This is a genomic window from Rhodococcus sp. G6(2025), from assembly GCF_058628105.1.
Genome location: NZ_CP179750.1, coordinates 1,549,952 through 1,576,662, shown reverse-complemented (window position 1 = coordinate 1,576,662; position 26,711 = coordinate 1,549,952). Strand labels below are relative to the sequence as shown.

The 26,711-nt window shown below is 70.7% G+C and carries 1 protein-coding gene; it reads right to left on the bottom strand.

Annotated features, from left to right (window positions below):
• Positions 1-11: 11 nt before the first annotated feature.
• Entirely contained in the window at positions 12-26,711 is a 26,700-nt protein-coding gene (locus ACLIVD_RS07360; protein WP_491932192.1) for a non-ribosomal peptide synthase/polyketide synthase, read from the bottom strand.

The following is a 26,711-nucleotide window of genomic DNA, read 5'->3' as shown; positions in this document are numbered from 1 at the left end:
CACGGCTCCGTTCAGCGGATTCGGTCGTCGCGGCGCCGGGTGCGACCGGCCTCGAGATACCCCGACAACACCGGACCGATGACGGCGAGGGACTGCGGCTCGATCATGTCGTTGTGCCCGCAGTCCACCCGGTGCTCCACGATTCGACCGGTCACCAGCGGCCGCCACTCGTCCGCCGACCGGGAGCGCGTGGTGCCGTCGTCGTCGCCGGTCGCGGGGAAGATCAGCAGCTCGCCATCGTAGACCTGCGGCTCGAACCGGTGGACCAGATTTCGCGAATTCTCGTATCCGGCGTTGATCCGCGCGAGGTGTTCTCCGCGTAGCCCGGAGTCACTGCCCCACGATTCGTTCAGCAGTTGCGCCGCGCGTTCGTACGTGAGCTCGCCGTCGGTGGCGACGACGAGCCCCAGGCCGCGGAGCAGATCCCGCATGTCGAGCTTCCCGAACAGCGGATCCTCGCCGTTGTCGGGATAGCTGTCCATGACCGTGAGGGTGGCGACGTCGTCGCCTGCACGCTGGAGTTCGACGGCCATCGCGTGGGCGATGACCCCGCCCAGCGACCAGCCGAGCAGGTCGTACGGTCCCTCCGGCTGAATGGCCTTCATCTCCTCGACGTACCGGTGCGCGAGTTGTTCGATCGACTGGTAGTCGCCGTCCCCGCTGATCGTGGGCAACTGCAGTCCGAACGCACGGCGGTCGGCGGGCAGATACCGGACGAGACCCGCATACCCCCAGGAGAGCCCGATTCCCGGGTGGACACAGAACAGCGGTCGTCCGGTGCCCTCCGTGCGCAGCGGAATGACCACCCCCAGCGCCTCCGTCACCCCGCTCTCGGCCGACGGCACTGCGATCCTGCGGGCGAGGCCGGCCGGGGTGGGATCGAGGAACATCCATTGCAGCGGGATCTTCCGATCGAGCCTCTCCTGCAGGGCGGCGATCACCTTCGTCGCAAGCAGGGAGTTGCCGCTTCTCTCGAAGAAGTTGTCCTCGGCCCCCACCCGGTCGAGCCCGAGCACCTCGGCGAAGACGTCCACGACCGCCGCCTCGAGGTCGTTCGCCGGCAACCGGAAGGCGGCGCCCGACAGGAACTCGGGTGCGGGCAGTGCGGCGCGATCCAGCTTGCCCACCGGCGTCAGCGGAATCTGTTCGAGGACGACGATCGCGGCGGGCACCATGTGGGCCGGCAGACGCTCCCCGACGAGACGGGTGAGTTCCGCGGTGTCGACGTCCGCACCGCCGATCGGCCGGACATACGAGACGAGCAGCGGTTCCCCGGCAGGCCCGGCACGGCCGATGGTGACGGCGAACCCGACGTCGGGATGATCGGTGAGTACGGCGTCGATCTCGCCGGGTTCGATGCGGAACCCGCGGATCTTCACCTGGAAATCGCTGCGCCCGACGTACTCGAGGGTGCCGTCCCGGCGCCACCGCACCACGTCTCCCGTGCGGTACATCCGCTCGCCCGGGGCACCCCAGGGGGCGGCCACGAAACGGGACGCCGTCAGATCGGGCCGACGGTGATACCCGGACGCCAGAGCGCGTCCCGACACGTACAGCTCACCGACGACACCGACCGGCACCGGGCGCAGCCGCGAATCCAGCACGACCTCGGAGACGCCGCGGGTGGGTGCGCCGAGCGTGATCGGCTCGCCCGGCACCAGCGCGTCGCTGATGTTCGACATGATCGTCGTCTCGGTCGGCCCGTAGGCGTTGAACATCCGGCGGCCGGGCGCCCACCGGGCGACGAGTTCGGGTGGACAGGCTTCACCGGCCACGACCAGCATCCGCAGCGACTCGAAGCCGAGGGGGTCCATCGACGCCAGTGCGGTCGGGGTGACGAATCCGTGGGACACCCGCTCATTGCTCAGCAGTGCGGCCAGTTCGGTGCCGCCGTAGATCGTCGGTGGGGCGATCACCAGCGTCGCGCCCGCGCAGAATGCCATGACCAGTTCGAACACGGACGCGTCGAAACTCGGCGACGCGAAGTGCAGCACCCGGGCGCCGGGTGTGACGGCGAGGCGGTCGCGCTCCTCCGCGGCGAGGTTCGCCAGGCCGCGGTGTGTGACGGCCACTCCCTTGGGGACGCCCGTGGATCCGGACGTGTAGATGAGGTACGCGGGATGTGCCTCGTGCAGCGGTACCGTCCGGTCCGCGTCGATGACGGGGGCAGGCGACTGCAGCCGGATCCGTTCCTCGTCTTCGGCGTCGTCGAGCACGATCCAGTTCACGGTGCCGGGCAGCCGATCTCGGTGTGCCCGCAGGGTCACCCCGGACACCGCCCCGGAATCGGTGAGCATGTGCTCGATGCGGTCGAGTGGATACCCGGGGTCGACCGGCAGGAACGCGGCGCCCGTCCGAGCGACGGCCCACACCGACAGCACCGATTCGATCGAGCGCGGCAGGCTCAGCGCGACGGTGGTTCCCGGTCCCGCACCGTCCTCGATCAGGCGGCGCGCCAGCCGGTTCGACGCCTCGTCGAGTTCGCGGTAGCTGATCGTCCGGCCCCGGTAGGACACCGCGTCGGCGCCCCGGTCTCGTTCGACGGCGGCCGACAGCAGTTCCGGCAGCAGGACATTCGGGGCGTCGGGTGCGCCGCGCGCCGGGGTGAGCGCCGCGACTTCGTCGGTGCCGAGGATCTCGATGTCGCCGACCGGAACACCGGGTTCCGCGGTGACGGTGCCGAGGATGCGCACGAACCGTTCCGCGAACCCGCGCACCGTGTCGGCATCGAACAGGTCGGTCGCGTAGTCGATCGCACCCACCATGCCCGCCGGGGTGCCGTCGGCGGCGAACCGCTCGTCGAGGATCACCTCGAGGTCCACCTTCACGACGGCGAGGTCGGGATCGAGCCCCTCGACGGTCAGCCCCGGCAACCGCAGAGCGGGATTCTCGGTGTTCTGGAATTCGAGGGACACCTGGAACAGCGGCGAGTGGGCGGTCGACCGCACCGGTCCGACGGCGTCCACCACCCGTTCGAAGGGCAGGTCGGCGTGCGCGAAGGCGCCGAGATCGGCGTCGCGGACCCGCGCGAGCAGGTCACGGAACGGCTGTCCCGCCTCCACCGGGGTGCGCAGGGCCAGCGTGCCGACGAACATGCCGACGAGGTTGTCGAGTGCCGCCTCGCCGCGGCCGGCGATCGGGGTGCCGATCGCCACGTCCCCGGTGCCGCCGAGCCGGCCGAGCAGCACAGCGAGTGCAGCGTGCACGATCATGAACTCGGTGGACCGGTGCTCCCGCGCCGCCGTCCGGATCCGCTCGTGCAGGCCGGGCTCGATCGCGAAGCGCACCCGCTCGCCGCGGAACGACTGCTGTGCGGGACGCCGACGGTCGGCGGGCAGTTCGAGGAGTTCGGGCAGCCCGGCCAGCGCCGACTCCCAGTAGGCCAGTTGCCGCGAGACCAGCGACCCGGGGTCGTCCTCCGAACCCAGCAGCCTGCGTTGCCACAGTGTGTAGTCGGCGTACTGGACCGGCAGCGGCGTCCATCCGGGAGCGCGACCGTGGACGCGGGATTCGTACGCGATCATCACATCCCGCACCAGCGGTGCCATGGAGAAGCCGTCGGCGGAGATGTGGTGGACCACGACGGCGAGCACGTGGTCCGTCGGGTCGAGGGAGAACAGGGCGACGCGTAGCGGAACGGCTTGGGCGACGTCGAAGCCGGCCGTCACGAGCCGGGTGAGCTCCTCCCGGAGCCGACCGTCGTCCGCGACCGCGGTCGGCGCGAGCATCGGCGCGGTAGGCGCGAGGATCTCCTGGACGGGTTCGCCGTCGCGGAGCGGGAAGCGGGTGCGCAACGACTCGTGCCGGGTCACGACGTCCGTGACGGCGGCGGTCAGCGCATCCACGTCGAGGTCGCCGATGAGCCGCACCACCATCGGGATGTTGTAGGCGGGCGAACTCGTGTCGAACTGGTTGATGAACCACATGCGTTGCTGGGCGTAGGACAGCGGGATGCGGTCGGGCCGGTCCCCGGCGGTGAGGGCGGGACGGCCGGACGGACCCGCTCCCGCGTGCTCGATACGCGCGGCGAACGCCTCGACCGTGGGCGCCTCGAACAACGCCCGCACGCCGATGTCGGTGTCGAGTGCGGCGCGCAGGCGGGCCACCGCGCGGGTCGCGCTCAGTGAGTTGCCGCCGAGGTCGAAGAATCCCGCGTCCGCGCTCACCCGGTCGAGTCCGAGGACCTCCGCGAAGACCTCGGCCACCGTCTCCTGGACCGGATCGGCGGGTGCCCGGTATTCGCGCGTGCCGACGTCGAATTCGGGTGCGGGCAGGGCTTTGCGGTCGAACTTGCCGACGGCGTTCAGCGGGATCTCGTCCAGCACCGTGATCGAGGACGGAACCATGTGGGCGGGCAGTCTGCTCGTGAGACGGCGGGTGATCGTCTCGGTATCGAGGGCACGTTCGGGCGCGGGCACCACGTACGACGCGAGGAGCGTGTCCCCGGCCGGACCGCGGTAGGCGACCGTGACCGCGAACCGGACGTCGGGGTCGGCCGTGAGAGTGGTGTCGATCTCGCCGAGTTCGATGCGGAACCCGCGCACCTTCACCTGGAAGTCGCTGCGGCCGAGGTACTCGATGGTGTGCTCGGCAGTCCAGCGCACGATGTCGCCGGTGCGGTACATCCGTTGCCCGGGCTCGGCGGGATCGGCGACGAACCGTTCCGCCGTCACCCCGGGGCGCCGGTGGTAACCGCGCGCCAATCCCGCACCGGCGAGGTACAACTCCCCCGGAACCCCGACCGGAACCGGCCGCAACCGGGAATCCAGCACCAACTCCGTGACACCGCGAATCGGTCCACCGATGGTGATCCGCTCCCCCGGCCTCAGCGGATCGCTGATGTTGGACATGACCGTGGTCTCGGTCGGCCCGTACCCGTTGTACAACCGGCGTCCCGGTGCCCACCGGGACACGAGTTCGGGTGGGCAGGCCTCGCCGCCGACCACGACGTCGGTGAAATGATCCAGCCCCGCCGGGTCGAGAGACGCGAGGGCCGCCGTGGTGACGAACGCGTGTGTGACGTGCCGGTCCCGGATCAGCTGGGCGAGTTCGTCGCCGCCGAAGACGGTGGTCGGCGCGATCACCATCATCGCCGCCGCACCGAACGCCTGCAGATATTCGAATACGGATCCGTCGAAGCTCGGTGTCGAGAAGTGCAGCGTCCGGGACTCGGAATCCGCTCCGAAGCGGGCGAGTTGGTCGCGCGCGAAATTGTCGAAACCGCGGTGCGTCACGGTCACGCCCTTCGGCCTGCCGGTGGACCCCGACGTGTAGACGAGATACGCGGCCGTGTCGAGGGTGACCGGTGCCGTGCGGTCGCCGTCGTCGACCGATTCCGCGGATGCGGCCGCGCACTCGGCGGCGAACGCGGGGTCGTCGAGAACGAGCCAGCCGATGTTCTCGGGCAGACGGGCGCGATGCTCGGACGTCGTCAACCCGAGTGCGCAGTCCGAGTCGGTGAGCATGTGCGTGATGCGCTCGCCCGGATAGTTCGGGTCGACGGGCACGAACACGGCCCCGGTCCTGGCCACCGCCCAGACGCACAGCACCGACTCGATCGAGCGTGGAATACCCACGGCCACCGACTTTTCCGGCCCGAGTCCGCGGGCGATCAGAGCACGCGCGAGCCGGTTGGACCGCTCGTCCAGCTCCCGGTACGACACCTCGACGTCGCCGGACGACAGGGCGACCGCATCGGGGTCGACCGCGGCGGCGTCCGTGAAGATCTGCGGGAGCGTGCGGACGGAGCCGGCGGGACCACCGCGGACCGGTACCAGTTCCGCGCGTTCCCGCTCGGTGAGCAGCGACAGCCGGGCCAGCGGCACGTCGGGTCCGGTGCAGGCGTCGAGCACCCGCACCACCCGCTCGGCGATGTCCTCGATCGCGCCGGCGGCGAACAGGCCGGGCACGTACTCGAATTTCAGGTGCAGGCTCGCCGCCGCCGACGCGACGAGACTCAGCGGGTAGTGGGCGGCGTCGCGGGCATCCACACCGGTCACGCGGAGTCCGGCGATATCGGTGTCTTCCGACAGCCCGGCCCGGTCCACCGGATACGACTCGAACACGGTGAGGGTGTCGAACCCGACGCCGGGACCCGCGGCGTCCTGGATCTCGGCGAGACCCGTGTAGTGGTGATCGAGCATCGCCGCCTGCTCGGCCTGCACCCGCTCCAGCAACGCGCCGAGCGTCTCCTCCGGATGCAGAGTGACGCGCACCGGAACGGTGTTGATGAACAGCCCGACCATCGTCTCGATGCCGGAGAGTTCCGGCGGCCGGCCGGAGACGGTGGCGCCGAACACGACGTCGTCGCGTCCGGTGAGCATCGCCAGCACGATGCCCCATGCCGTCTGCAGAATGCTGTTGAGGGTGAGCCCGCGCGCCCGCGCGGAGTCGCGCAGCCGGTCGGTCCGGTCCTCGTCGAGGTCGAACACCCACTCCCGCGACACGGTCGACAGCTGCCGAGCCCGGTCGGCGGGGACCAGCAGCGTCGGTTCCTCGACCCCCGCGAGGGCGTCCGCCCAGGCCCGCGCGGACAGCTCGGTGTCGCGCCCGCTCATCCACACCAGGTAGTCGCGGTAGTCCCGCACGCGGGGCAGCGGCGAGGGGTCGGCGTCCGTGGGGTACAGCGTGAGCAGTTCCCGGATCATCAGCGGCATCGACCAGCCGTCGAGCAGGATGTGGTGGTTCGTCGACACCAGTCGGCAGCGGCCGCCGGCCGTTCGCACCAGCAGGAACCGGATCAGCGGCGCGGTGGCCATGTCGAACGGGGTGGTCCGGTCGGCGGCCAGCAGTCGCTCGACCTCGGCGGCCGCCGCGTCCTCGTCCAGTGCGCTCAGGTCGATCTCCCGCCAGGGCACGGCGACCCGGCCCGAGACCACCTGCACGGCCCCGCCCTCGGCGTCGTGACAGAACGCGCTGCGCAGGTTCGGGTGACGGTCGAGGAGTGCGGCGGCGGCCCGGCGCAGTCGTGCGGCGTCGACGTCGCCGCCGAGGTCGAGAATCAGCTGGACGAGGTAGGCGTCCACCGATTCGTCGGCCAGTTCGGCGTGGAACAGCATGCCCGCCTGCAACGGCGACAGCGGCCAGACATCGGTCATCGCCGGGTAGCGGCGCTCGAGGTCGTCGATCGCGCTCTGGCCGAGCCGGACGAGGTTCAGGTCGGACGGGGTGAATCCGCCACCACCGGACCGGGCGTGCTCGGTGAGGGCCTCGAGCGCGCCGACCCACAGGCTCGCGAGTTCGCCGACGTCGTCGGCGGCGATCACCCCGACGGGGAACGACCACGTGGCGGTGAGGGCGGGACCGGCGGCGGTGTCGGTGGTCCTGGCGTTCACGTCGACGACGGCCGCCGCGGGCAGCCCGGAGTGCGCGGCGGCGGCGAGGCCCGCGTCGGCGACCGGCGTCCAGTCGCCGTCCGGCGCGGAACCCGAACCGAGCCTGCCGAGGTAGTTGAAACTCACCTGCGCGCCCGGCAGGGCCGCGAGTTCGGGAGCCGTCTCGGCGTCGAGGTAACGGAGCAGCCCGAACCCGATGCCGTGGTCGGGGATCGACTGCAACCGCTCCTTCACCGTCTTGACCGCGGCCCCGGCGGCGGGGCCGGCCGCGAACGCGTCGTCGATGTCCACACCACTCAGGTCGAGGCCCACCGGGACGATCGTGGTGAACCAGCCGACGGTGCGGGCGAGATCGGCGCCCGGAACCACCTGCTCCTCACGCCCGTGCCCTTCGAGATTCACCAGCGCGCCGGACGACTCGATCCCGCGCGCCCGGCGCCAGCGGACGAGCGCCAACGCCAGCGCCGTCAGCAGTCCGTCGCCGACACTCCCGTGGAAGGCCTGGGGAAGCGTCGTCAGCAGCGCCTCCGTCACCTCGACGGGAACCCGGACCTCGACGTCGGAGGTCTGGACGTCGCTTGCGGTGAGGGGCCGCGACCCGAGCGGTGGGTCGGGGGTGTCGAGCATCCGCCGCCACAGGTCGAGTTCGGCTGTGCGAGAGGGCTCCTGCGCCACATCGGTGAGGGCGTGCGCCCACCGGCGCATCGACGTGCCGGTGCCGGGCAGGATGGGCGGCTCACCCGACAGCACCTGAGCGCAGGCGAGGGCGAGGTCGGGGACGAGGATCCGCCACGACACCCCGTCGACCACCACGTGATGGGCGACGATCAGCAGCCGTCCCGCGGCGGCCGGTGTCGCGCTGCTCGCGAACCAGACCGCCTGCACCATCACACCCGACTCCGGGTCGAGCCGGCCCACGGCGGCGTCCAGTTCGCGGGACGCGGCCTCGGTGAACGAGTCGGCGGCGTCGAGCGGCACCGTGCGCACCACCGCGGTCGCCCGCACCCAGCCGGGCGGCGCGACCGCCATCGCCGCACCGCGCTCGGCCCGGTCACTCCGGTACAGCCGGGCGCGCAGCATGTCGTGCCGGTCCAGGACGGCCTGCATCGCCGCCGTCAGCGTGTCCTCGTCCAGTGCGGCGGGGGTGGTGAACAGCGCAGCCTGGGAGTACCGGCGGAAATCGCCGTCCCTGCCCAGCATCCAGTGCACGATCGGGGTGAGGGGGAATTCGCCGACGCCGCCGCCGGGCAGCTCCTCCAGCGTGACCGCCTGCTCTCCCGCGGTCGCGACCTCCGCGAGCGCGGCAACCGTCTTGCGTTCGAACACGTCCCGCGGGGTGATCACCACCCCGGACGCCTTCGCCCGGGTGACGAGCTGAATCGACATGATGGAGTCGCCGCCGACCGCGAAGAACGAATCGTCGACGCCCACCGATTCGAGGCCGAGCACCTCGGCGAACAGAGCGGCAAGGATCCGCTCCGTTTCCGTCGCCGGTGCGCGGCCGAGCGACACCTGCCGTCCGAAGTCCGGTTCGGGCAGCGCCCTGCGGTCGAGTTTGCCGTTCACGGTGAGGGGCAGGACGTCGAGCACCACCACGACCGCGGGCACCATGTGCGCCGCCAGCCGGCCGGCGACCGCGTCGACGATTGCGGCCGGATCCAGCACCCGGCCCGCCTCGGGCACCACGTAGCCCACCAGTCGTTCGCGCCGCGCCAGCACCACCGACTGCGCCACACCGTCGCAGGCGAGCAGCGCCGACTCCACCTCGCCGAGCTCGATGCGGAAGCCCTTGACCTGAACCTGGAAGTCGTTGCGGCCCAGATATTCCAGCTGACCGTCCGCGTTCCATCGGCCGAGGTCGCCGGACCGGTACATCCGCGAACCGGGTGTGTGCGGGTCGGCCACGAACCGGGTCGACGTGAGCGCGAACCGGCCGAGATAGCCCCGGGTCACCTGCGCGCCCGACACGTAGAGTTCCCCGACCACTCCCGGCGGCACCGGGTGCAGTCGGGAGTCGAGCACGTACACGCGCAGTCCGGGCAGTGCCCGGCCGATCACGGAGGCCGACGCGGACGCGGCGAGTTCCACGTCCAGCGGCAGGTGACTGACGTGCACGGTGGTTTCCGTGATGCCGTACATGTTCACCAGCGCCGGGGCGGTGTCGTCGTGTCGCGCGTACCAGCGGGTGAGCTGCCCCAGGTCGAGGGCCTCGCCGCCGAATACCACGACGCGGAGGGACAGTTCGGTGGCGCCGGCGACCCGGTCCGCCTCGGCGAGTTGGTAGAAGGCGGTGGGGGTCTGATTCAGGACGGTGACGTTCTCGTCCCGCAGCAGTCGCAGGAACATGTCGGGTGAGCGGGTCGTGAAGTAGTCGACCACCACCAGCCGGCCGCCGTGGAGCAGCGCACCCCACAGTTCCCAGACGGAGAAGTCGAACGCCGCCGAGTGGAACATGGTCCACACGTCGGAGGCATCGAACCGGAACAGCGGTTGCGTGTTCGCGAACAGGGTGACGACGTTGCGGTGCGCCACCTGAACGCCTTTCGGCTGCCCCGTCGAGCCGGACGTGTAGATGACGTACGCCACCGAGTCCGGGCGCAGCGGCCCGGTCCGGTGGCCGTCGGTGACCGGCAGCGGCGACGTACGGTCGAGTTCGGCCACCGTCTCCGCACTGTCCACGAGCAGGAGCGGGACCCCGCTCGCCCGGACCGCGTCGGATTCGGCCTCGGTGGTCAGCACACACACCGGCCGGGCGTCGGCGAACACGAACGCGAGCCGCTCCGCCGGGTACGTCACATCCACGGGCACATAGCCGGCACCCGACTTCACCACCGCGAGCAGCGCCACCACCAGCTCCACCGACCGCGCGGCGGCGACGGCCACCAGGGTCTCGGGGCCGGCGCCCCGCGCGATCAGCAACCGCGCCAGGCGATTCGCCCGGGTGTCCAGCTCGTCGTAGGTGAGCGAGACCCCTTCGCACACGACGGCCGTCGCGTGGCGGGATCGCTGCGCGGCCCGCTCGAAGAGGTCCACCAGGGTCGCGTCCGGGGCCGGGGACTCGGCGAACGCCGGCAGCACCCGGTCCCGCTCCGCGGTGTCCAGGATCTCGATGTCGCCCACGGGAAGTTCCGTGGCCGCGGCGACCGACTCGAGCACCCGAAGGAACCGTTCCCCGAATCGGACCACGGTGTCGCGATCGAGCACGTCCGTCGCGAACCGCAGTCCGGCACTGAGTCCGGCGGGCGCGCCGTCACTGTCGATCTGCTCGGCGAGACTCAGTTCCAGGTCGAACTTCGCGACGCCCAAGTCCACGCCGAGCGAATCGACGGTGAGTCCGGGCAGTTCGAGGTGGGTGCCCTCCGCGTTCCGGAACTCGATGAGCACCTGGAACAGTGGGGTGTGCGACGTGGATCGTTCGGGGGCGAGATGGTCGACCAGCCGCTCGAACGGGATGTCCGCGTGCTCGAACGCACCGAGGTCCGCCGCCCGCACCGCGGTCAGTACTTGACCGAACGACGCCCGCGGATCCACCACCGTCCGCAGGACGAGCGTGTTCACGAACATGCCCACCACGTCGTCGAGCACCGCCTGCCCGCGACCGGCGACGGGCGTTCCCATCGTGACGTCGTCCGTGCCCGACAGCCGGGACAGCAGGACGGCGAATGCCGCGTGAACCGCCATGAACAGTGTCGAATTATGTTGTGCTGCGATCGTGTTCAACGCACGGTGCAGCCGGGCAGGCACGTCGAACTCGACGACGTCCCCGCGGTAGGACCGCTGGACGGGGCGCGGCCGGTCTACCGGGATCTGCAGCACCTCGGGCGAACCGGACAGGGTGTCCGTCCAGTAGCCCAGTTGCCTCGACAGCACCGAGTCCGGATCGTCCACCGCACCGAGGAAGTCCCGCTGCCACACGCTGTAGTCGGCGTACTGCACCGGCAGCGGGGTCCAGCCAGGCGTCTCCCCCACGGTCCGGGCGGTGTACGCGAGCATGACGTCGCGGGCCAGCGGCATCATGGAGAACCCGTCGGCGGCGATGTGGTGCACGACGATGGCGAGGACGTGCTGCTCGGGTTCCATCTCGAACAGCCGTGCGCGGAAAGGGATCTCGTCGCTCACGTCGAAACCGGCGCCGACCAGGGCTGCGAGGGCGTCCCGCAGTGCGCGGTCACCGGCGGCGGCCACCGGATCGAGGCGGGGGGTGGCCCGCCCGGCATCGACGATCACCTGGTGCGGTCCGTCGACCGACCCGGGAAACACGGTGCGGAGCGATTCGTGCCGCGCGACGACGTCGCCGACCGCCGCGAGCAGGGCGGCGTGATCGAGGACCCCGGTCAGTCGCAGGGCGATCGGAATGTTGTAGGCGGGCGACGACGTGTCGAACTGGTTGACGAACCACATGCGTTGCTGCGCCAGCGACAACGGGATCCGGTCGGGGCGCTGTCGTGCGGCGAGCGCCACCGACGGGGTGGCCGCCGTCACCGCCGAGTCGATCCGGACCGCCAGATCGGCGACGACCGGCGCGTCGAACAGTGCGGCCACGCCGATCCCGGCGTCGAGGGCGGAGTTGATGCGCGCGACCGCCCGGGTGGCGCTGAGCGAGTCGCCGCCCAATTCGAAGAAGCTGTCGTCCGCACCGACGCGCAGGGCGCCGAGCACGTCGGCGAACACCTGCGCGACAGCCTCCTCGACCGGAGTGGTGGGCGCCCGGTACCCGATGGTCGCCGACGTGAATTCCGGTGCGGGCAGAGCCTTCCGGTCGAGCTTGCCGACGGGGGTCAGGGGAATCTCGTCGAGGACGACCACCGCGGCGGGCACCATGTACTTGGGCAGGATCCGGCCCGCGAACGCGAGCACGTCCGGCGCCGCCACCTCCTCGCCGTCGTGCGGCAGCACGTACGACACCAGCGCCGTGTCCCCCAGCGGGCCCGGCCTGCCGAGGGTCGCGGCGAAGTCGAGGTGCGGGTGGGTGGTGAGAACGGAATCGATCTCGCCCAGTTCGACGCGCTGACCGCGGATCTTCACCTGGAAGTCGCTGCGCCCGAGGTATTCGAGGGTGTGGTCGCGGGACCAGCGCACGACGTCGCCCGTGCGGTACATCCGGCCGCCGCCGTAGGGGTCGGCGACGAACCGCTCCGCGGTGAGCGCGGGCCGCCGGTGGTACCCGCGGGCCAGCGCCGGTCCCGCGATGTACAACTCGCCGGGCACCCCGGCCGGAACGGGCTGCAGCCGCGCATCGAGGACCGACAGCGCGATGCCACGGACAGGCCCCCCGATGGTGACCGGCTCGCCCGGTCTCATCGGCCGGCTGAACGTGGTGAGGATGGTGGCCTCGGTGGGGCCGTACCCGTTGAACATCGCCCGATCCGCACCCCACGCGGCGACCAGTTCGTCGCCGACGGCGTCGCCGGCCACGACGAGCGCCTCGAGGTGCTCGATGCCGTCGCGCTCCACGGTGGCCAGGACGGCCGGGGTGATGCAGGCGTGGGTGACGCGTTCGCGGCGCAGCAGCGCCGCCAGTTCCGCCCCGCCGTAGACGTCGGGGGGAGCGATCACGAGCGTCGCCCCGGCGGCACAGGACTGGACGAGTTCGAGTATCGCCACGTCGAAACTGGGTGAACAGATGTGCAGGCACCGGGAGTCGGGTGAGACGGTGTAGTGCTCGGTCTGCTCGGTGAGCAGGTTCGCCAGACCGCGGTGGGTGACGACGACGCCCTTCGGCCTGCCGGTGGACCCGGACGTGTAGATCGCGTACGCGGCGTGGTCGACGTCGAGCACCGACCGGCGGTCCAGGTCGGTGACGCGGACCGGCGATGCGGCCGCCCACGTGCGGTCGAAGGCCGGTTCGTCCAGCACCAGCCACGGCACGGAACCGGGCAATCGGTGTCGGTGAGCGGACGTCGTCACACCCAGTGCCGCACCGGAATCGGCCAGCATATGTTCGATGCGATCGGCGGGATAGTTCGGGTCGACGGGCACGAACGCCGCGCCCGCCTTCGCGACCGCCCACACCGCCAGCACCGATTCCCGTGATCGGGGTAGCCCGAGCGCCACGAACCTCTCCGGCCCGGCACCGCGTTCGATGAGGACGCGGGCCAGCGCGCTCGACCGCTCGTCGAGCTCGCGGTAGCTCGTCTCGCGTCCGTCGAAGACGAGCGCGGGCACCTCCGGCCGGTTCCCGGCCGAGGCGGTGAGGATCTCGGGCAGGGTCTTCGGCGGCCCGGCGGGGGCCCCGGACACCGCGGTGTACTCCTGGAGTTCGGCCTCCGACAGCAGGGTGAGGTGGGCGATGGGTGTGTCGATGTCCGACAGCATGATCTGCACGACGCGCGCGACGCGGGCCGCCACCGACTCCGCGAACTCGCTCCGGAAGACGTTCGGCTGGTATCGCAGTCGCAGGTGCAGTCCGGTGTCGACGTGCGCCATCAGGGTGAACGGATAGTGGGTGGAGTCGATCCCCTCGATCCCGGCGACGTGCATGCCGTCGATGTCGGTGTCTTCCGACAATCCCATGCGGTCCACCGGATAGGACTCGAACACGGTCAGCGTGTCGAAGGCAGCACCTTCCCCGACGGCGCGCTGAATCTCCGTGAGGCCCACGTAGTGGTGATCGAGCAGGGCAGACTGTTCACGCTGGAAACGCTGCAGCAGTTCCGCGAGCGTCTCCTCGCGGCGCAGGCGCAGCCGGACGGGCACCGTGTTGATGAACAGCCCGACCATCGACTCGATGCCGGCGACTCCCGGTGGGCGGCCGGACACCGTGGCTCCGAAAACCACGTCCTCGCGCGTGCCGAGTGTGGTCAGCACCAGCCCCCACGCCACCTGGACGAGGGTGTTCATGGTCAGTCCGTGTTCCCGCGCGAGGGCCTCGAGCGCCCGGGTCTTCTCCTCGCCCACGTCGAGGCGCACGTCCTCGGGTTCGGCGAAGCTCTGCTCGCCGCGCGCCGCGGGGGCCACGAATGTCGGCCCGTCCGAGCCGGCGAGGGCGGATACCCAGGCGGCCGTGGAGCGTTCGTGGTCCTGCCTGCCGATCCACTGCAGGTAGTCGCGGTAGGACGTGACGTGGGGAAGGGCCGTCGTGTCGCCGTCCGTGGCGTAGAGGATCAGCAGGTCCTTGATCACCAGGGGCGTCGACCATCCGTCGAGAAGGATGTGGTGATGGGTCACGACCAGCCGGTACCGGTCGGGTGCGGTGCGCAGCAACGTGAATCGGAGCAGCGGCGCCTCGGACATCTCGAACGGGACGGCGCGGTCTGCCGCGACGAGTGCCTCCGCCTCCGCGGCGATCCGGGTGTCGTCGAGATCCGACAGGTCGACGTCGGTCCACGGCGCGGTCGCCCCGGCGAGCACCACCTGGACCGGTCCGCCACCGGTCTCCGCGAACGCCACCCGGAGGTTCGCGTGCCGGTCGAGCAGGCCCTGTGCGGCGCGGCGGAGCCTGGCGGAGTCGACGGTGCCGCGCAGGTCGAAGACCAGCTGCACCTGATACGCGTCGAGGCGATGCTCGGACAGCTGCGCGTGGAACAGCAGACCGGCCTGCAGCGGTGACAGCGGCCAGACGTCGGCGAGGTCCGGGTAGGTGCTCTCGAACCGGTCGATGTCTGCCTGCCCGACGGACACCAGATCGAGATCGGACGGCGTCAGCCCCCCTGCGCCCGGGCGGCTCGCGTGCTCGGCCAGGGCGGTGAGTCCCCGAACCCACAGTGCGGACAGCTCTTCCACGTCCTCGGCGGCCAGCACACCGGTGGGGTACGACCACGTCGCCGTGAGTACCGCTGCGCCGTCCCGGACGGTGGTGGCAGCGTTGACGTCCACGACCCAGGCGGCGGGCATGTCGTAGTTCTGGGTTCCGCCGAGGTCCCCGCTGCCCGCGACGGGTAGCCAGGGCACGTCGCCCCCGCTCGTCGCCACCCGGCCGAGGTAGTTGAAACTCATCTGCGGTGGCCGGAATCGGCGCAGTGCCTCCGAGCCGACCGGATCCAGGTATCGCAGGATCCCGTACCCGATGCCGTGATCGGGGATTGCGAGGAGTTGTTCCTTGATCGCCTTGATCGCGGACCCGGCCGCGTCGTCGCCGGCGAGGGCGGCGTCGATGCCGATGCCGGTGAGGTCGAGTCGCGCCGGGAACAGTGTGGTGAACCACCCGACGGTGCGGGACAGGTCGGCGCCGGGCACGACGTGGTCTTCGCGGCCGTGACCCTCGAGGTTGATCAGTACGTCGGCCATCTCGACCCCGCGGTGCCGCCGCCACCGAATCATTGCCAGTGTGAGCGCGGTGAGGAGGCCGTCGCCGACGGTGCCGTGGAACGCGGCCGGCAGTGTGGTGAGGAGAGCCTCGGTGACGGGTGCGGGCACGTCGACGGTGACGCGGCCCGTCGTGGCATCGACGTCGACGGCCGAATCCAGCGGCCGGAAGCCGAGGAGCGGGTCGGGGCCGTCCAGGATCGACTGCCACCGCCCCGCTTCGGTGCGACGGGCCGACGCGGCATCGGTGAGTCCGTGCGACCACCGCCGCATCGACGTCCCCACGGCAGGCAGCGCGGCAGGCAGACCCTCGGCGGCGCGAGTGTGGGCCGCCGCCAGATCCGCGATCAGGATCCGCCACGACACGCCGTCGACCACGAGATGATGCGCGACCAGCAGCAACCGCCCCTGCCCGCCGGGACCGTCGAACCAGAGCACCTGCACCATGCTGGCCGAGGCCGGGTCCAGGCGGTCCGCCGCCGCGTTCAGTTCCGCTCTCGCCACCGCATCGAAGTCGCCGGCGTCGAACGACGTCACGGGCACGTGATGGATCAGCGCATCGGCGGGCACCGATCCGGTCGGCAGCACCGTCATGGCCCACTGCCCCGACTCGTCGACGGCGAGCCGCGCGCGGAGCATGTCGTGACGGTCCAGCACGGCGTCGACGGCGGCGGCGAGATCGCTACGGGTGAGCCGGGGCGGCGCGGTGACCAGCACGGCCTGGGAGAACCGGTCCAGCCGGCCGCCGCTTCGTCCCAGCATCCACGCGACGACGGGTGTCAGCGGAACCGGGCCGACGCCACCGCCGGGCAGTTCCTCCAGCACCACGGCATCCGCGCGCTCGTAGTGGGCCACCTCGGCGAGACCGGCGACGGTCCTGCGCTCGAACACGTCCCGCGGGGAGAGGATCAGACCCGCTGCCTTCGCGCGGGCCACCAGCTGGATCGACATGATGCTGTCGCCGCCCAGCGCGAAGAACGAATCGTCCACACCCACCGACCCGAGTCCCAGCACATCGCGGAACAGGCCGGCCAGCAGCGCCTCGGTCTCGGTACGGGGCGGACGACTGTCGGTGACGACGACACCGAAGTCCGGTTCCGGCAGCGCCTTCCGGTCGAGCTTGCCGTGGACCGTCACCGGGAGCGCCGCGATCACCACGACAACGGCGGGCACCATGTACGACGCGAGGCGCGTGCCCGCGAACTGCAGCACTTCGCCCGGATCGATGTCCGCTCCGGGTTCGGGGACCACGTATCCGATCAGCCGGTCGCCCGAGCGTTCGTCGCGGCGCACGTCGGCGATCGCCGCCGCCACGTCGCCGTGCGCGAGCAGCGCCGACTCGACCTCGCCCAGCTCGATCCGGAATCCGCGGATCTTCACCTGGAAGTCGGTGCGCCCGAGGTAGTCGAGTTGCCCGTCCGTCGTCCAGCGCACGAGGTCGCCGGTCCGGTACATCCGGCTGCCCGGCGGCCCGAAGGGGTTGGCCACGAAGCGTTCCGCGGTGAGCGGGTATCGGCCGTGATAGCCGCGCGCGAGCGCCGGGCCCGCGAGGTACAGCTCCCCCGCGACCCCCGCCGGTACGGGATGCAGCCGCTGATCGAGGACCGCCTCGGTGAACCCGAGCGTCGGCGCGCCGATCGTGACCGGTTCGCCCGGCGCCAGCGGGGTGCTGATGCTCGACACGACCGTCGACTCGGTCGGACCGTACGCGTCGAACATGGCCCGGCCCGGTGCCCAGCGGGCCACCAGTTCCGGCGGGCACGTTTCGCCGCCGGTCACCACGCACTGCACGCTCTCCAGACCGGCGGGATCGACCGAGGCGAGCGCCGCCGGGGTGACGAAGCAGTGCGTGACCCGCTCGCGCAGCAGCAGTTCCGCCAGCTCGTCGCCGCCGTAGACGGACGGGGACGCGATGACCATCGTCGCGCCCGGCCCAACCGCCAGCATCAGCTCCAGCACGGAGGCGTCGAAGCTCGGCGACGCGAAGTGCAGGGTCCGGGACGCCGCGGACGTGCCGAACGTGCTCTGCTCCGTCGCAGCGAAATTCGCCAGACCGCGGTGCGTGGTCACCACACCTTTCGGCCTGCCCGTCGATCCCGACGTGTAGATGACGTACGCGGGGTGGTCCACGTGCAACGGTGACGTCCGGTCGGTGTCGGTCACCGCCGCCGCCGGGAGCAGCGCCAGCTCGGCCTCGGTCCCGGGGTCGCCCGGCACCAGCCACGGGATCGACGCGGGAAGGGCTGACTGCAGCGCGGCCGTGGTGAGACCGGCGACGGCGCCCGAGTCGCCGAGCATGTACTCGATGCGCTCGGCCGGATGGTTCGGGTCGACCGGCAGGAACGCGGCCCCGGTCTTGGCCACCGACCAGACGGCCAGCACGGATTCGATCGACCGCGGCAGTGCCAGAGCCACCACTTGTTCCGGGCCGACGCCGCGCTCGATCAGGAGCCGGGCGAGCCTGTTCGACCATTCGTCGAGGTCCCGGTAGGACACGTGACGTCCTTCGAAGGACAGCGCCGCGGCGGCCGGGTCCCTGGCCGTGGCGGCCGTCAGCAACTGCGGCAACGTCCGAGCGGCCACGCCGGGGCCTCCGCTCGCGGACGTCAGCGCGGCCCGCTCGCCGCCGCCGAGGACGTCGACGTCGCCGACCGGGGCGTCCGGCGATTCGGTGACGGCGCTCAGGATCCGGACCAGGCGCTCGGCGAACGCGGCCACCGTGTCCGTGTCGAAGATGTCGGTGGCATACCCCAGCGCCGCACTGATCCCCGCGGGATGACCGTCGGCGTCGAGGTTCTCCCTCAGCGTCAGCTGGAGGTCGAAATTGATCGTGTCGAACGCGAGGTCGAGGGGTTCGACATGGAGGCCCGGCAGTTCCAACTCGGGGCGCTCGGTGTTCTGGAATTCGAGCATCACCTGGAACAGCGGTGAGTACGACGTCGAACGGGAGGGCCGCAGGCTCTCCACGACGCGTTCGAACGGGACGTCCGCGTGCGTGAACGCCCCGAGATCGGCCTCGCGGACCTGCGCGAGCAGCTCGGCGAACGTGCGGGCGCCGTCGATGGGGGTACGGAGCACGAGGGTGTTCACGAACATCCCGACCAGGTCGTCGAGCTCGGCCTCGCCGCGGCCCGCGATGGGGGTGCCCACGGCGATGTCGTCCGACGCACTCAGCCGCGACAGCAGGACGGCCAGCGCGGAGTGCAGGGCCATGAACACGGTCGATCCGTGCCTGCGTGCGAGTTGCACGACGTTCCGGTGGAGATCCGGGTCGATGTCGAATTCGATACGACCCGCGCCCAGGGTGCGGGCGGCCGGGCGGGGCCGGTCCGTCGGCAGTTCCAGTACATCCGGAAGGTCGGCCAGCGTCGCGGTCCAGAAGTCGAGCTGGCGGGCGAGAGGCGAACCGTCTGCGTCTTCGTTGCCGAGCCAGTCTCGTTGCCACAGTGTGTAGTCGGCGTACTGCACGGGAAGCGGGGTCCAGTCGGGCGCGGCGCCGCGGCACCGGGCGGTGTACGCCGACAGGACGTCGCGGGCGAGCGGAACCATCGAGAAACCGTCCGCCGCGATGTGATGCACGACCACGGCCAGCACGTGCTCGTGCTCGTTCACCCCGAACAGCCGGGCCCGCACCGGCGCCTCCGTCGTCACGTCGAACCCGGCGGAGAGCAGGCGGTGGAGTTCCGCGCCGAGGTCCGCCGACCCGACGGCGTGCGGTGTGAGTGCGGGCGCCACCTTCTCTGCCGGGAGGATCACCTGCCGCGGACCGCTGTCGGTGAGAGGGAAGACGGTGCGGAGGGACTCGTGGCGCTCGACGACGTCGGCGACGGCCTCCTCCAGCGCCTGCGCGTCGAGGGTGCCGGCGAGGCGGAGCGCGATCGCGACGTTGTACGCCGCACTGGCCGTGTCGAACTGGTTGATGAACCACATCCGCTGCTGTGCGAGTGAGACGGGGACCTCCCGCGACGGGTCCCGTGGGGCCGGCGGCGGCCGGGATTCCAGGTTGGAGTCCCCGGCCTCGGCGCGGGCGGCCAATCCGGCGACGGTCGGGGCGTCGAACACGTCCCGCACGCCCAGCCGGTCGCCGACGGCAGCGTTGACGCGCGCGACGAGCCGGGTCGCGGTCAGCGAGTTCCCGCCGAGTGCGAAGAAGCTGTCGTTCGCCCCCACCCGGACGCTGCCGAGCAGATCGGCGAACACGGCGGCGACGATCTCCTCCACCGGATTGCGTGGGGCGACGAAACCCACCGTCGACGTGCCGAAGTCCGCTTCGGGAAGGGCTTTCCGGTCGAGTTTGCCGTTGACCGTCAGGGGCAGGGCGTCGATCACCACGACCGCGGCCGGCACCATGTACGACGGAACGCTCGCCCCGACCGCGTCGAGAACCGCCGCCGCGTCGACATCCGCACCCGTCTCCGGGACCACGTAACCCATCAGCCGGTCACCGTCCCGGTCGTCGCCGCGCACCACGACCACCGACTGCGCGACCCCGGGGCACGCGGCCAGGGCCGCCTCCACTTCGCCGAGTTCCACCCGGAATCCGCGCAGCTGCACCTGGAAGTCGCTGCGCCCCACGTACTCGAGCCGGCCGCCCGCACCCCACTTCACGACGTCGCCCGAGCGGTACATGCGCGCCCCCGCCCGGTGGTGGTCGAACGGGTCGGCGACGAAACGCGTCGCGGTCAAACCCTGCCTGCCGATGTAGCCGCGGGTCACCTGGTCGCCGGACACGTACAGTTCGCCCACCACCCCGGGCGGTACCGGATGCAGCCGGCCGTCGAGGACGTAGACCCGCAGACCGGGGAGTCCGCCGCCGATCACCGAGCCCGGCACGGACGCCGCCAGCGCTCGGTCGAGGGCGAGGAAGCTGACGTGCACCGTGGTCTCGGTGATGCCGTACATGTTCACCAGCACGGGGGCCCGGTCGTCGTGCCGGGTGTACCACCGCTCCAGTTGCCCGACGTCGAGGGCTTCGCCGCCGAAGATCACGTGCCGCAACGACAATGGCGCCTGATCGGTGTCCTCGACGGCGTTCGCCGCGCGATCGGCCTCCGTCAGCTGGTAGAACGCCGTCGGGGTCTGGTTCAGCACCGTCACCCGTTCCCGGCGCAGCAGTTCGAGGAACGTGTCCGGCGATCGTGCGGTGAAGTAGTCGACCAGCACCAGCCGGCCACCGTGGACGAGCGCACCCCACAGTTCCCAGACGGAGAAGTCGAAAGCGTACGAGTGGAACAGCGTCCACACGTCGGACGAGTCGAATCCGAACAGTTCCCGGGTGTTGGCGAGCAGCGTGACGACGCACCGGTGCGACACCTGGACGCCTTTGGGTCGCCCGGTGGACCCCGACGTGAAGATGACGTACGCGACGGCGTCGGCCCGCAGCGGCCGCAACCGGTCCGAGTCGGTGACCGGCAGCCCGGACAGTTCGGCCACCGCACCGGCCGTCGCCGGATCGTCGATCGCCACCACCGGGATTCCGGCCGGTGCCAGCGACGCGAATTCGGCGCTCACCACGGCGCAGACGGGTCGCGCGTCCTCGAACATCGCTGCCACCCGCTCGGCGGGATAGCTGGTGTCGACCGGCACGTACCCGCCACCGGCGGCGAGCACCGCCAGCAACGTCACCACGAGGGCAGGTGTGCGATCCACCATCACCGCGACCAGCGACTCGGTTCCCACCCCCTCGGCGATCAGCAACCGGGCCAACCGGTTCGCCTGCTCGTCCAGTTCGCCGTAGGTCAGCGTCGCGTCACCGCACACGACCGCGGTGGCGTCCGGGGTCGACGCGGCCACCCGCGCGAACAACTCGACCACGGTCTGCGCGTCGGCGGTGACGCCCTCGTGGTTCCATCGGTCCAGCACCAGGTCGCGCTCGACCGCACCGAGAACCGGGATGTCCCCCACCACCGCCGCCGGGTCGTCGACCACCGCCCGCAGCACCCGGACGAAGCGTTCCCCGAACCCCTCCACCGATGTCCGGTCGAACACATCCGTCGCATAGAGGAAGGCAGCGGACATTCCGGCGGCGGTGCCCTTCTCGTCGTGATGTTCGGCGAGCGACAGCTGGAGGTCGAATTTGGCGACCCCCGGGTCGACGTCGACCGCCTCGACTGTCAGGCCCGGCAGTTCGAGGTGGGCGCGCACGGTGTTCTGGAATTCGAGCAGTACCTGGAACAGCGGCGAGTGGGACGTCGACCGGCCTGGTGCCAGCTCGTCGACGACGCTCTCGAAGGGAACGTCCGTGTGCCCGAACGCGCCCAGATCCGTGTCGCGGGCCCGGGCCAGCACGTCGGTGAACACCTCACCCGGCTCCACCGGAGTCCGCAGCACCAGCGTGTTGACGAACATCCCGACCAGGTCGTCCAGCGCCGCCTCACCGCGACCCGCGATCGGGGTGCCGATGGCGACGTCACCCGACCCGGACATCCTCGACAGCAGTACGGCCAGCGCCGCGTGCATCACCATGAACAGGGTTGCGTGGTGCTCGCGCGCGAGGAGGAGCAGTTGCCGGTGCAGGCCCGCGTCGATCGCGAACGCCGCGGTCGCTCCCTCGAGTGAGCGGGCGGGCGGCCTGTTCCGGTCGAGCGGCAGGGCGCTGACCTCCGGCAGTTCTGCGAGCACACCGCGCCAGTACTGCAGTTGCCGGGACATGAGGCTGTCCGCGTCCTCGGCACTGCCGAGAAGGCGACGCTGCCACACGCTGAAGTCGGCGTACTGCACGGGCAGCGGCTCCCAGCTCGGCGGCGTCCCGGACCGGCGCGAGGAGTACGCGACCATCAGGTCGCGGGCCAGCGGCGCGAGCGACGCCCCGTCGGCGGCGATGTGATGCACCACGATCACCAGCACGTGTTCGTCGGGGCCGGTCCACAACAGCGCCGCCCGCAGCGGGACCTTCGCGCTCACGTCGAATCCGCCCGCGAGGAGGGTCGCGATCCTCTCGTACAGCGACTCGTCGCCGTCGACGTGCGGGGTGAGGTCCGGGACGACGTCCGCGGTGTCGACCACCACCTGGTAGGGCCCGTCCGTCGACGCGGGATACACGGTGCGCAGCGACTCGTGCCGCTCGATCACGTCGCCGACCGCTTCCCGCAGCGTGTCCGCGTCCAGAGGTCCGGTGAGGCGCACGGCCATCGGGATGTTGTACGCCACCGACGACGTGTCGAACTGGTTGATGAACCACATCCGTTGCTGCGCCAGCGACAACGGGATCCGGTCGGGCCGCTCCCCGACGACCAGGGGCGGTCGGTCCACGAGTTCGGTCCCCGCACGCCGAACGTACGCGGCCAGCAGTTCGGCGGTGGGCGCCTCGAACAACGCCCGCACACCCACGTCCGATCCGAGCGCCGCGTTGACGCGCGCGATCACCCGCGTCGCCACGAGAGAATTGCCGCCGAGGTCGAAGAAGCTGTCGTCGACACTGATCCGTTCGACGCCGAGGACCTCGGTGAAGACCTCGGCGATCGACTCCTCGACCGGGTCGGTTGGCGCCTTGAACTCGGCGGCCGCGGACAGGAACCGCGGTTCCGGCAGCGCCGCGCGGTCCAGCTTCCCGACCGGGGTCAGCGGGATCTCGTCGAGCACCACGACGACCGAGGGAACCATGTACGCCGGCAACCGGTTCCGCACCTGCCGCAGCAGTTCCGTCGTCTCGATCGGCCTGCCCGGAGCCGGGACGACGTACGAGACCAGGACGGTGTCCCCGGTCGGTCCCGGCCTGCCGATGGTGACGGCCAGTCGCACGTCCGGATGCGTCTGCAGCATCGCGTCGATCTCGCCGAGCTCGATGCGGAAGCCCCGCACCTTCACCTGGAAGTCGCTGCGGCGCAGGTACTCGAGGGTGTGGTCGGGCCGCCACCGCACCACGTCACCGGTGCGGTACATCCGGCCCCGGCCGTACGGGTCGGCGACGAACCGCGCCGCGGTGAGACCGGGACGGCGGTGATAGCCCCGCGCCACACTGGCACCGGCGATGTACAGCTCACCGGGTACCCCGACGGGTACCGGATGGAGCCGGGCGTCGAGTACCACTTCCTCGGTACCTCTGATCGGACCGCCGAGTGTGATGGGGTCACCCGGGGTCATCGGTGCGCTGATGTTCGCCATGACGGTCGTTTCGGTGGGACCGTACGCGTTGTGCAGCCTGCGGTCCGGCGCCCACCGGGCCACCAGTTCGGGCGGGCAGACCTCACCGCCCACGACCACGTCGAGGAAGTCGCCCAGCGAATCCGGCGGGATCGTGCCCAGCGCAGCCGTGGTGACGAAGCCGTGCGTGACACGTTCCGACCGCAGGAGGTCGGCCAGTTCCGAGCCGCCGTACGCGGACGGCGGCACGACCACCATCGTGGCACCCACCCCGAACGCCTGCAGGTATTCGAACACGGACGCGTCGAAACTCGGCGTCGAGAAGTGCAGCGTCCGGGACGATCTCGTGGCGCCGAAACGTTCCTGCTGGTCGGCCGCGAAGTTGTCGAGCCCGCGGTGCGTGACGGTGACGCCCTTCGGCTGCCCCGTCGAGCCGGACGTGTAGATCAGGTACGCGGAATTGTCGAGGTGCAGGGGCCGGATGCGGTCGGAGTCGGTCACCGGACAGTCGGAGCGGGCGGCGCAGTCGGCCTGGAAGTCCGGGTCGTCGAGCACGCACCAGGGAATCGAATCGTGTAAGCGTCCCCGCAGCGACTCCTCCGTCAAGCCCAGCACCGCACCGGAATCGGCGAGCATGTAGTCGATTCGGTCGGGCGGGTAATTCGGGTCCACCGGAACGAACGCCGCCCCGGCCTTGGCGACGGCCCACACGGACGCCACCGACCGGAACGAACGCGGCAGTGCCAGCGCGACGAACGATTCCGGCCCCACCCCGCGGTCGATCAGCATGCGCGCGACCTGCGTCGACCACCGGTCCAGCTCGCGGTACGACAACTCCTCGCCCTGCCGCGACAGGGCCGTCGCCGCCGGATCCAGTGCGGCGGCGTCCGCGAAGAGGTCGGGCAGGGTGCGCTCGGACCGGCCCGGTCGTCCTCGTACCGGTGTCAGCGCGGAACGTTCGTCTGCGGAGAGGATCTCGATGTCACCGACCGGAACCACCGGATCGGCCGCCATCGCGTCGAGGATGCGGAGGTACCGCTCGGCGGCCACCCGAATCGTGTGGGCGTCGAACAGGTCGGCGGCGAAACCGAATTCGACGGCGACACCCGCCGGATCGCCCGACTCGTCGGCCGCTTCGGTCACGGTCACGCACAGGTCGAGGCCGGAGACGGCAGAACCCGGGGAGCCGGGCGCGCGGGTGTCGAGCAGCACCTGGAAGATCGGTGCGTACGCGTCCGACACCGACACATCGAGTTCCCGCACCAGACGATCGAACGGAACACCGGTGTGCGCCGTCGCCTCGGTGGCGACGTCCCGGACGTGCGACAGATAGTCGCGGCACGACTCCTCGCTCGCGTACCGCGACCGCACCACCACGACGTCCGTGCGATCGCCCACGTCCACAGCCGTTCCGACGGCGATGTCGCTGCTACCCGTCACCCGGCCCAGCAGGATCGACAGGGCCGTCAGGAACACCGTGCGGCCGGTGGTGCCTGCGGCGTCGGCCAGTGCGGCCACGCGGCGGTGCAACTCCCTCGGCACCACCACGGTGACCCGATCGCTCGCCTGCGACAACCTCGCGGGCCGCCGATGATCGGTAGGCAACGGCAGGAGGTCGGGCAACCCGTCCAGCTGCCGGCGCCAGTAATCGATTTCCGCCGCCTCGCGCAGAAGTCGTTCGCCGGTGCGGGAACTGGTCTCGTGGATGCTGCCCACCCGGGACGCCGGGTCTGCGGTGGCCAGTTCCTCGAGCAGTTCGACGAACTGACGATGGTGTTCCCGCAGTTCCGCGTCCTCGTAGCGGCTGGGGTTCGCACGGAAGTCCACGAAGATCCGGGTGGGAGTGCCGCTCTGATACACGTTGATCAGCAGGTCCTCGACCGGACCCGACGTGACGATGTGGAAATCGCCGAGGAGCGAACCCAGCGCGACCTCCTGGCGGAACAACATGACGTTCACCATCGGCCCGTACAGTGCCGTCGTCGCGGTGTCGCCGGCGTCGCGGCGGATGTCGTCGAGGCTGCACCGCTGGTGTCGCAGTGCGGCGACCAGCTCACGCTGCACCTTCTCGATCAGTTCCGCGACGGTGTCGTCGGCCCGGACACTGACGGGCATCGGTGCCACGTTGACGAGCATGCCCCCGGAATTGCGCAGCACCGCCGTGGTGCGGGCCGACACCGGAATGGTCACCAGCACATCGGTCCTGCCGGTACGTCGCGACAGGTAGCACGCCGCGGCCGCGATGATGGTCGCCGCCGACAGGCTGTCGCGGGAATCGAGAACGGCCACGACGTCGTCCGAGAGGACAGCGCTCTCCACCGTGCTGGTGGCCGACACCTGCCCCGCCGTCCGCGCCAGTGTGGTGCCCTCGAGCCCGGCGACCCGCCCCGCCCAGTACTCCCGATCGGTCACGAACCGCTCGGAGGCGCGGTACCGGCTGTCGATGTCGTACAACTGCCGCAGGCTCACCGCCCGGTTCGGATCCGGTTCGCGGCCCGCGACTTTCGCGGAGTACCGGTGTGCGATGCGGCGCAGCATCGTCATGGCCCCATAGCCGTCGAGAGCAACGTGGTGAATCCTGCTGTACCACAGGAAGTGTGTGTCACCGGTCTGCAGGATCGACGTCTCGACCAGCCGGTCGGCGCTCAGATCGAGCGGCGTGACGTAGTCACGTTCCATCCATGCGTGCGCCGCCGCCACCGGGTCCTCGTCCGCGCGGAAGTCGACGTACGCGATCGACGTGTCCGTCCGATGGTCCACGTACTGCAGCGGCCGCCCGTCGACGTCGTACACCTTGAGGAAGGGCGATTCGAATTCGCGGGCCGCTTCCACCGTCTCCTGCCGGAGCAGGTCGATGTCGAGGACACCGTGGAACTCGACGTACTGGGCGATGGAGATCGGGACCAGCGGTTCGAGTTGCTGCGCGAACCACGTGGCCCGCTGGGCCGCCGAGAGCGGAATCGGTTCGCCGCCGTCCGGAACACGGAGGTCCGCGGGGCGGCGCGTTTCTCCCGCCCCCGGAACGGGTCCTTCACCTTGTCCAGGGCACAC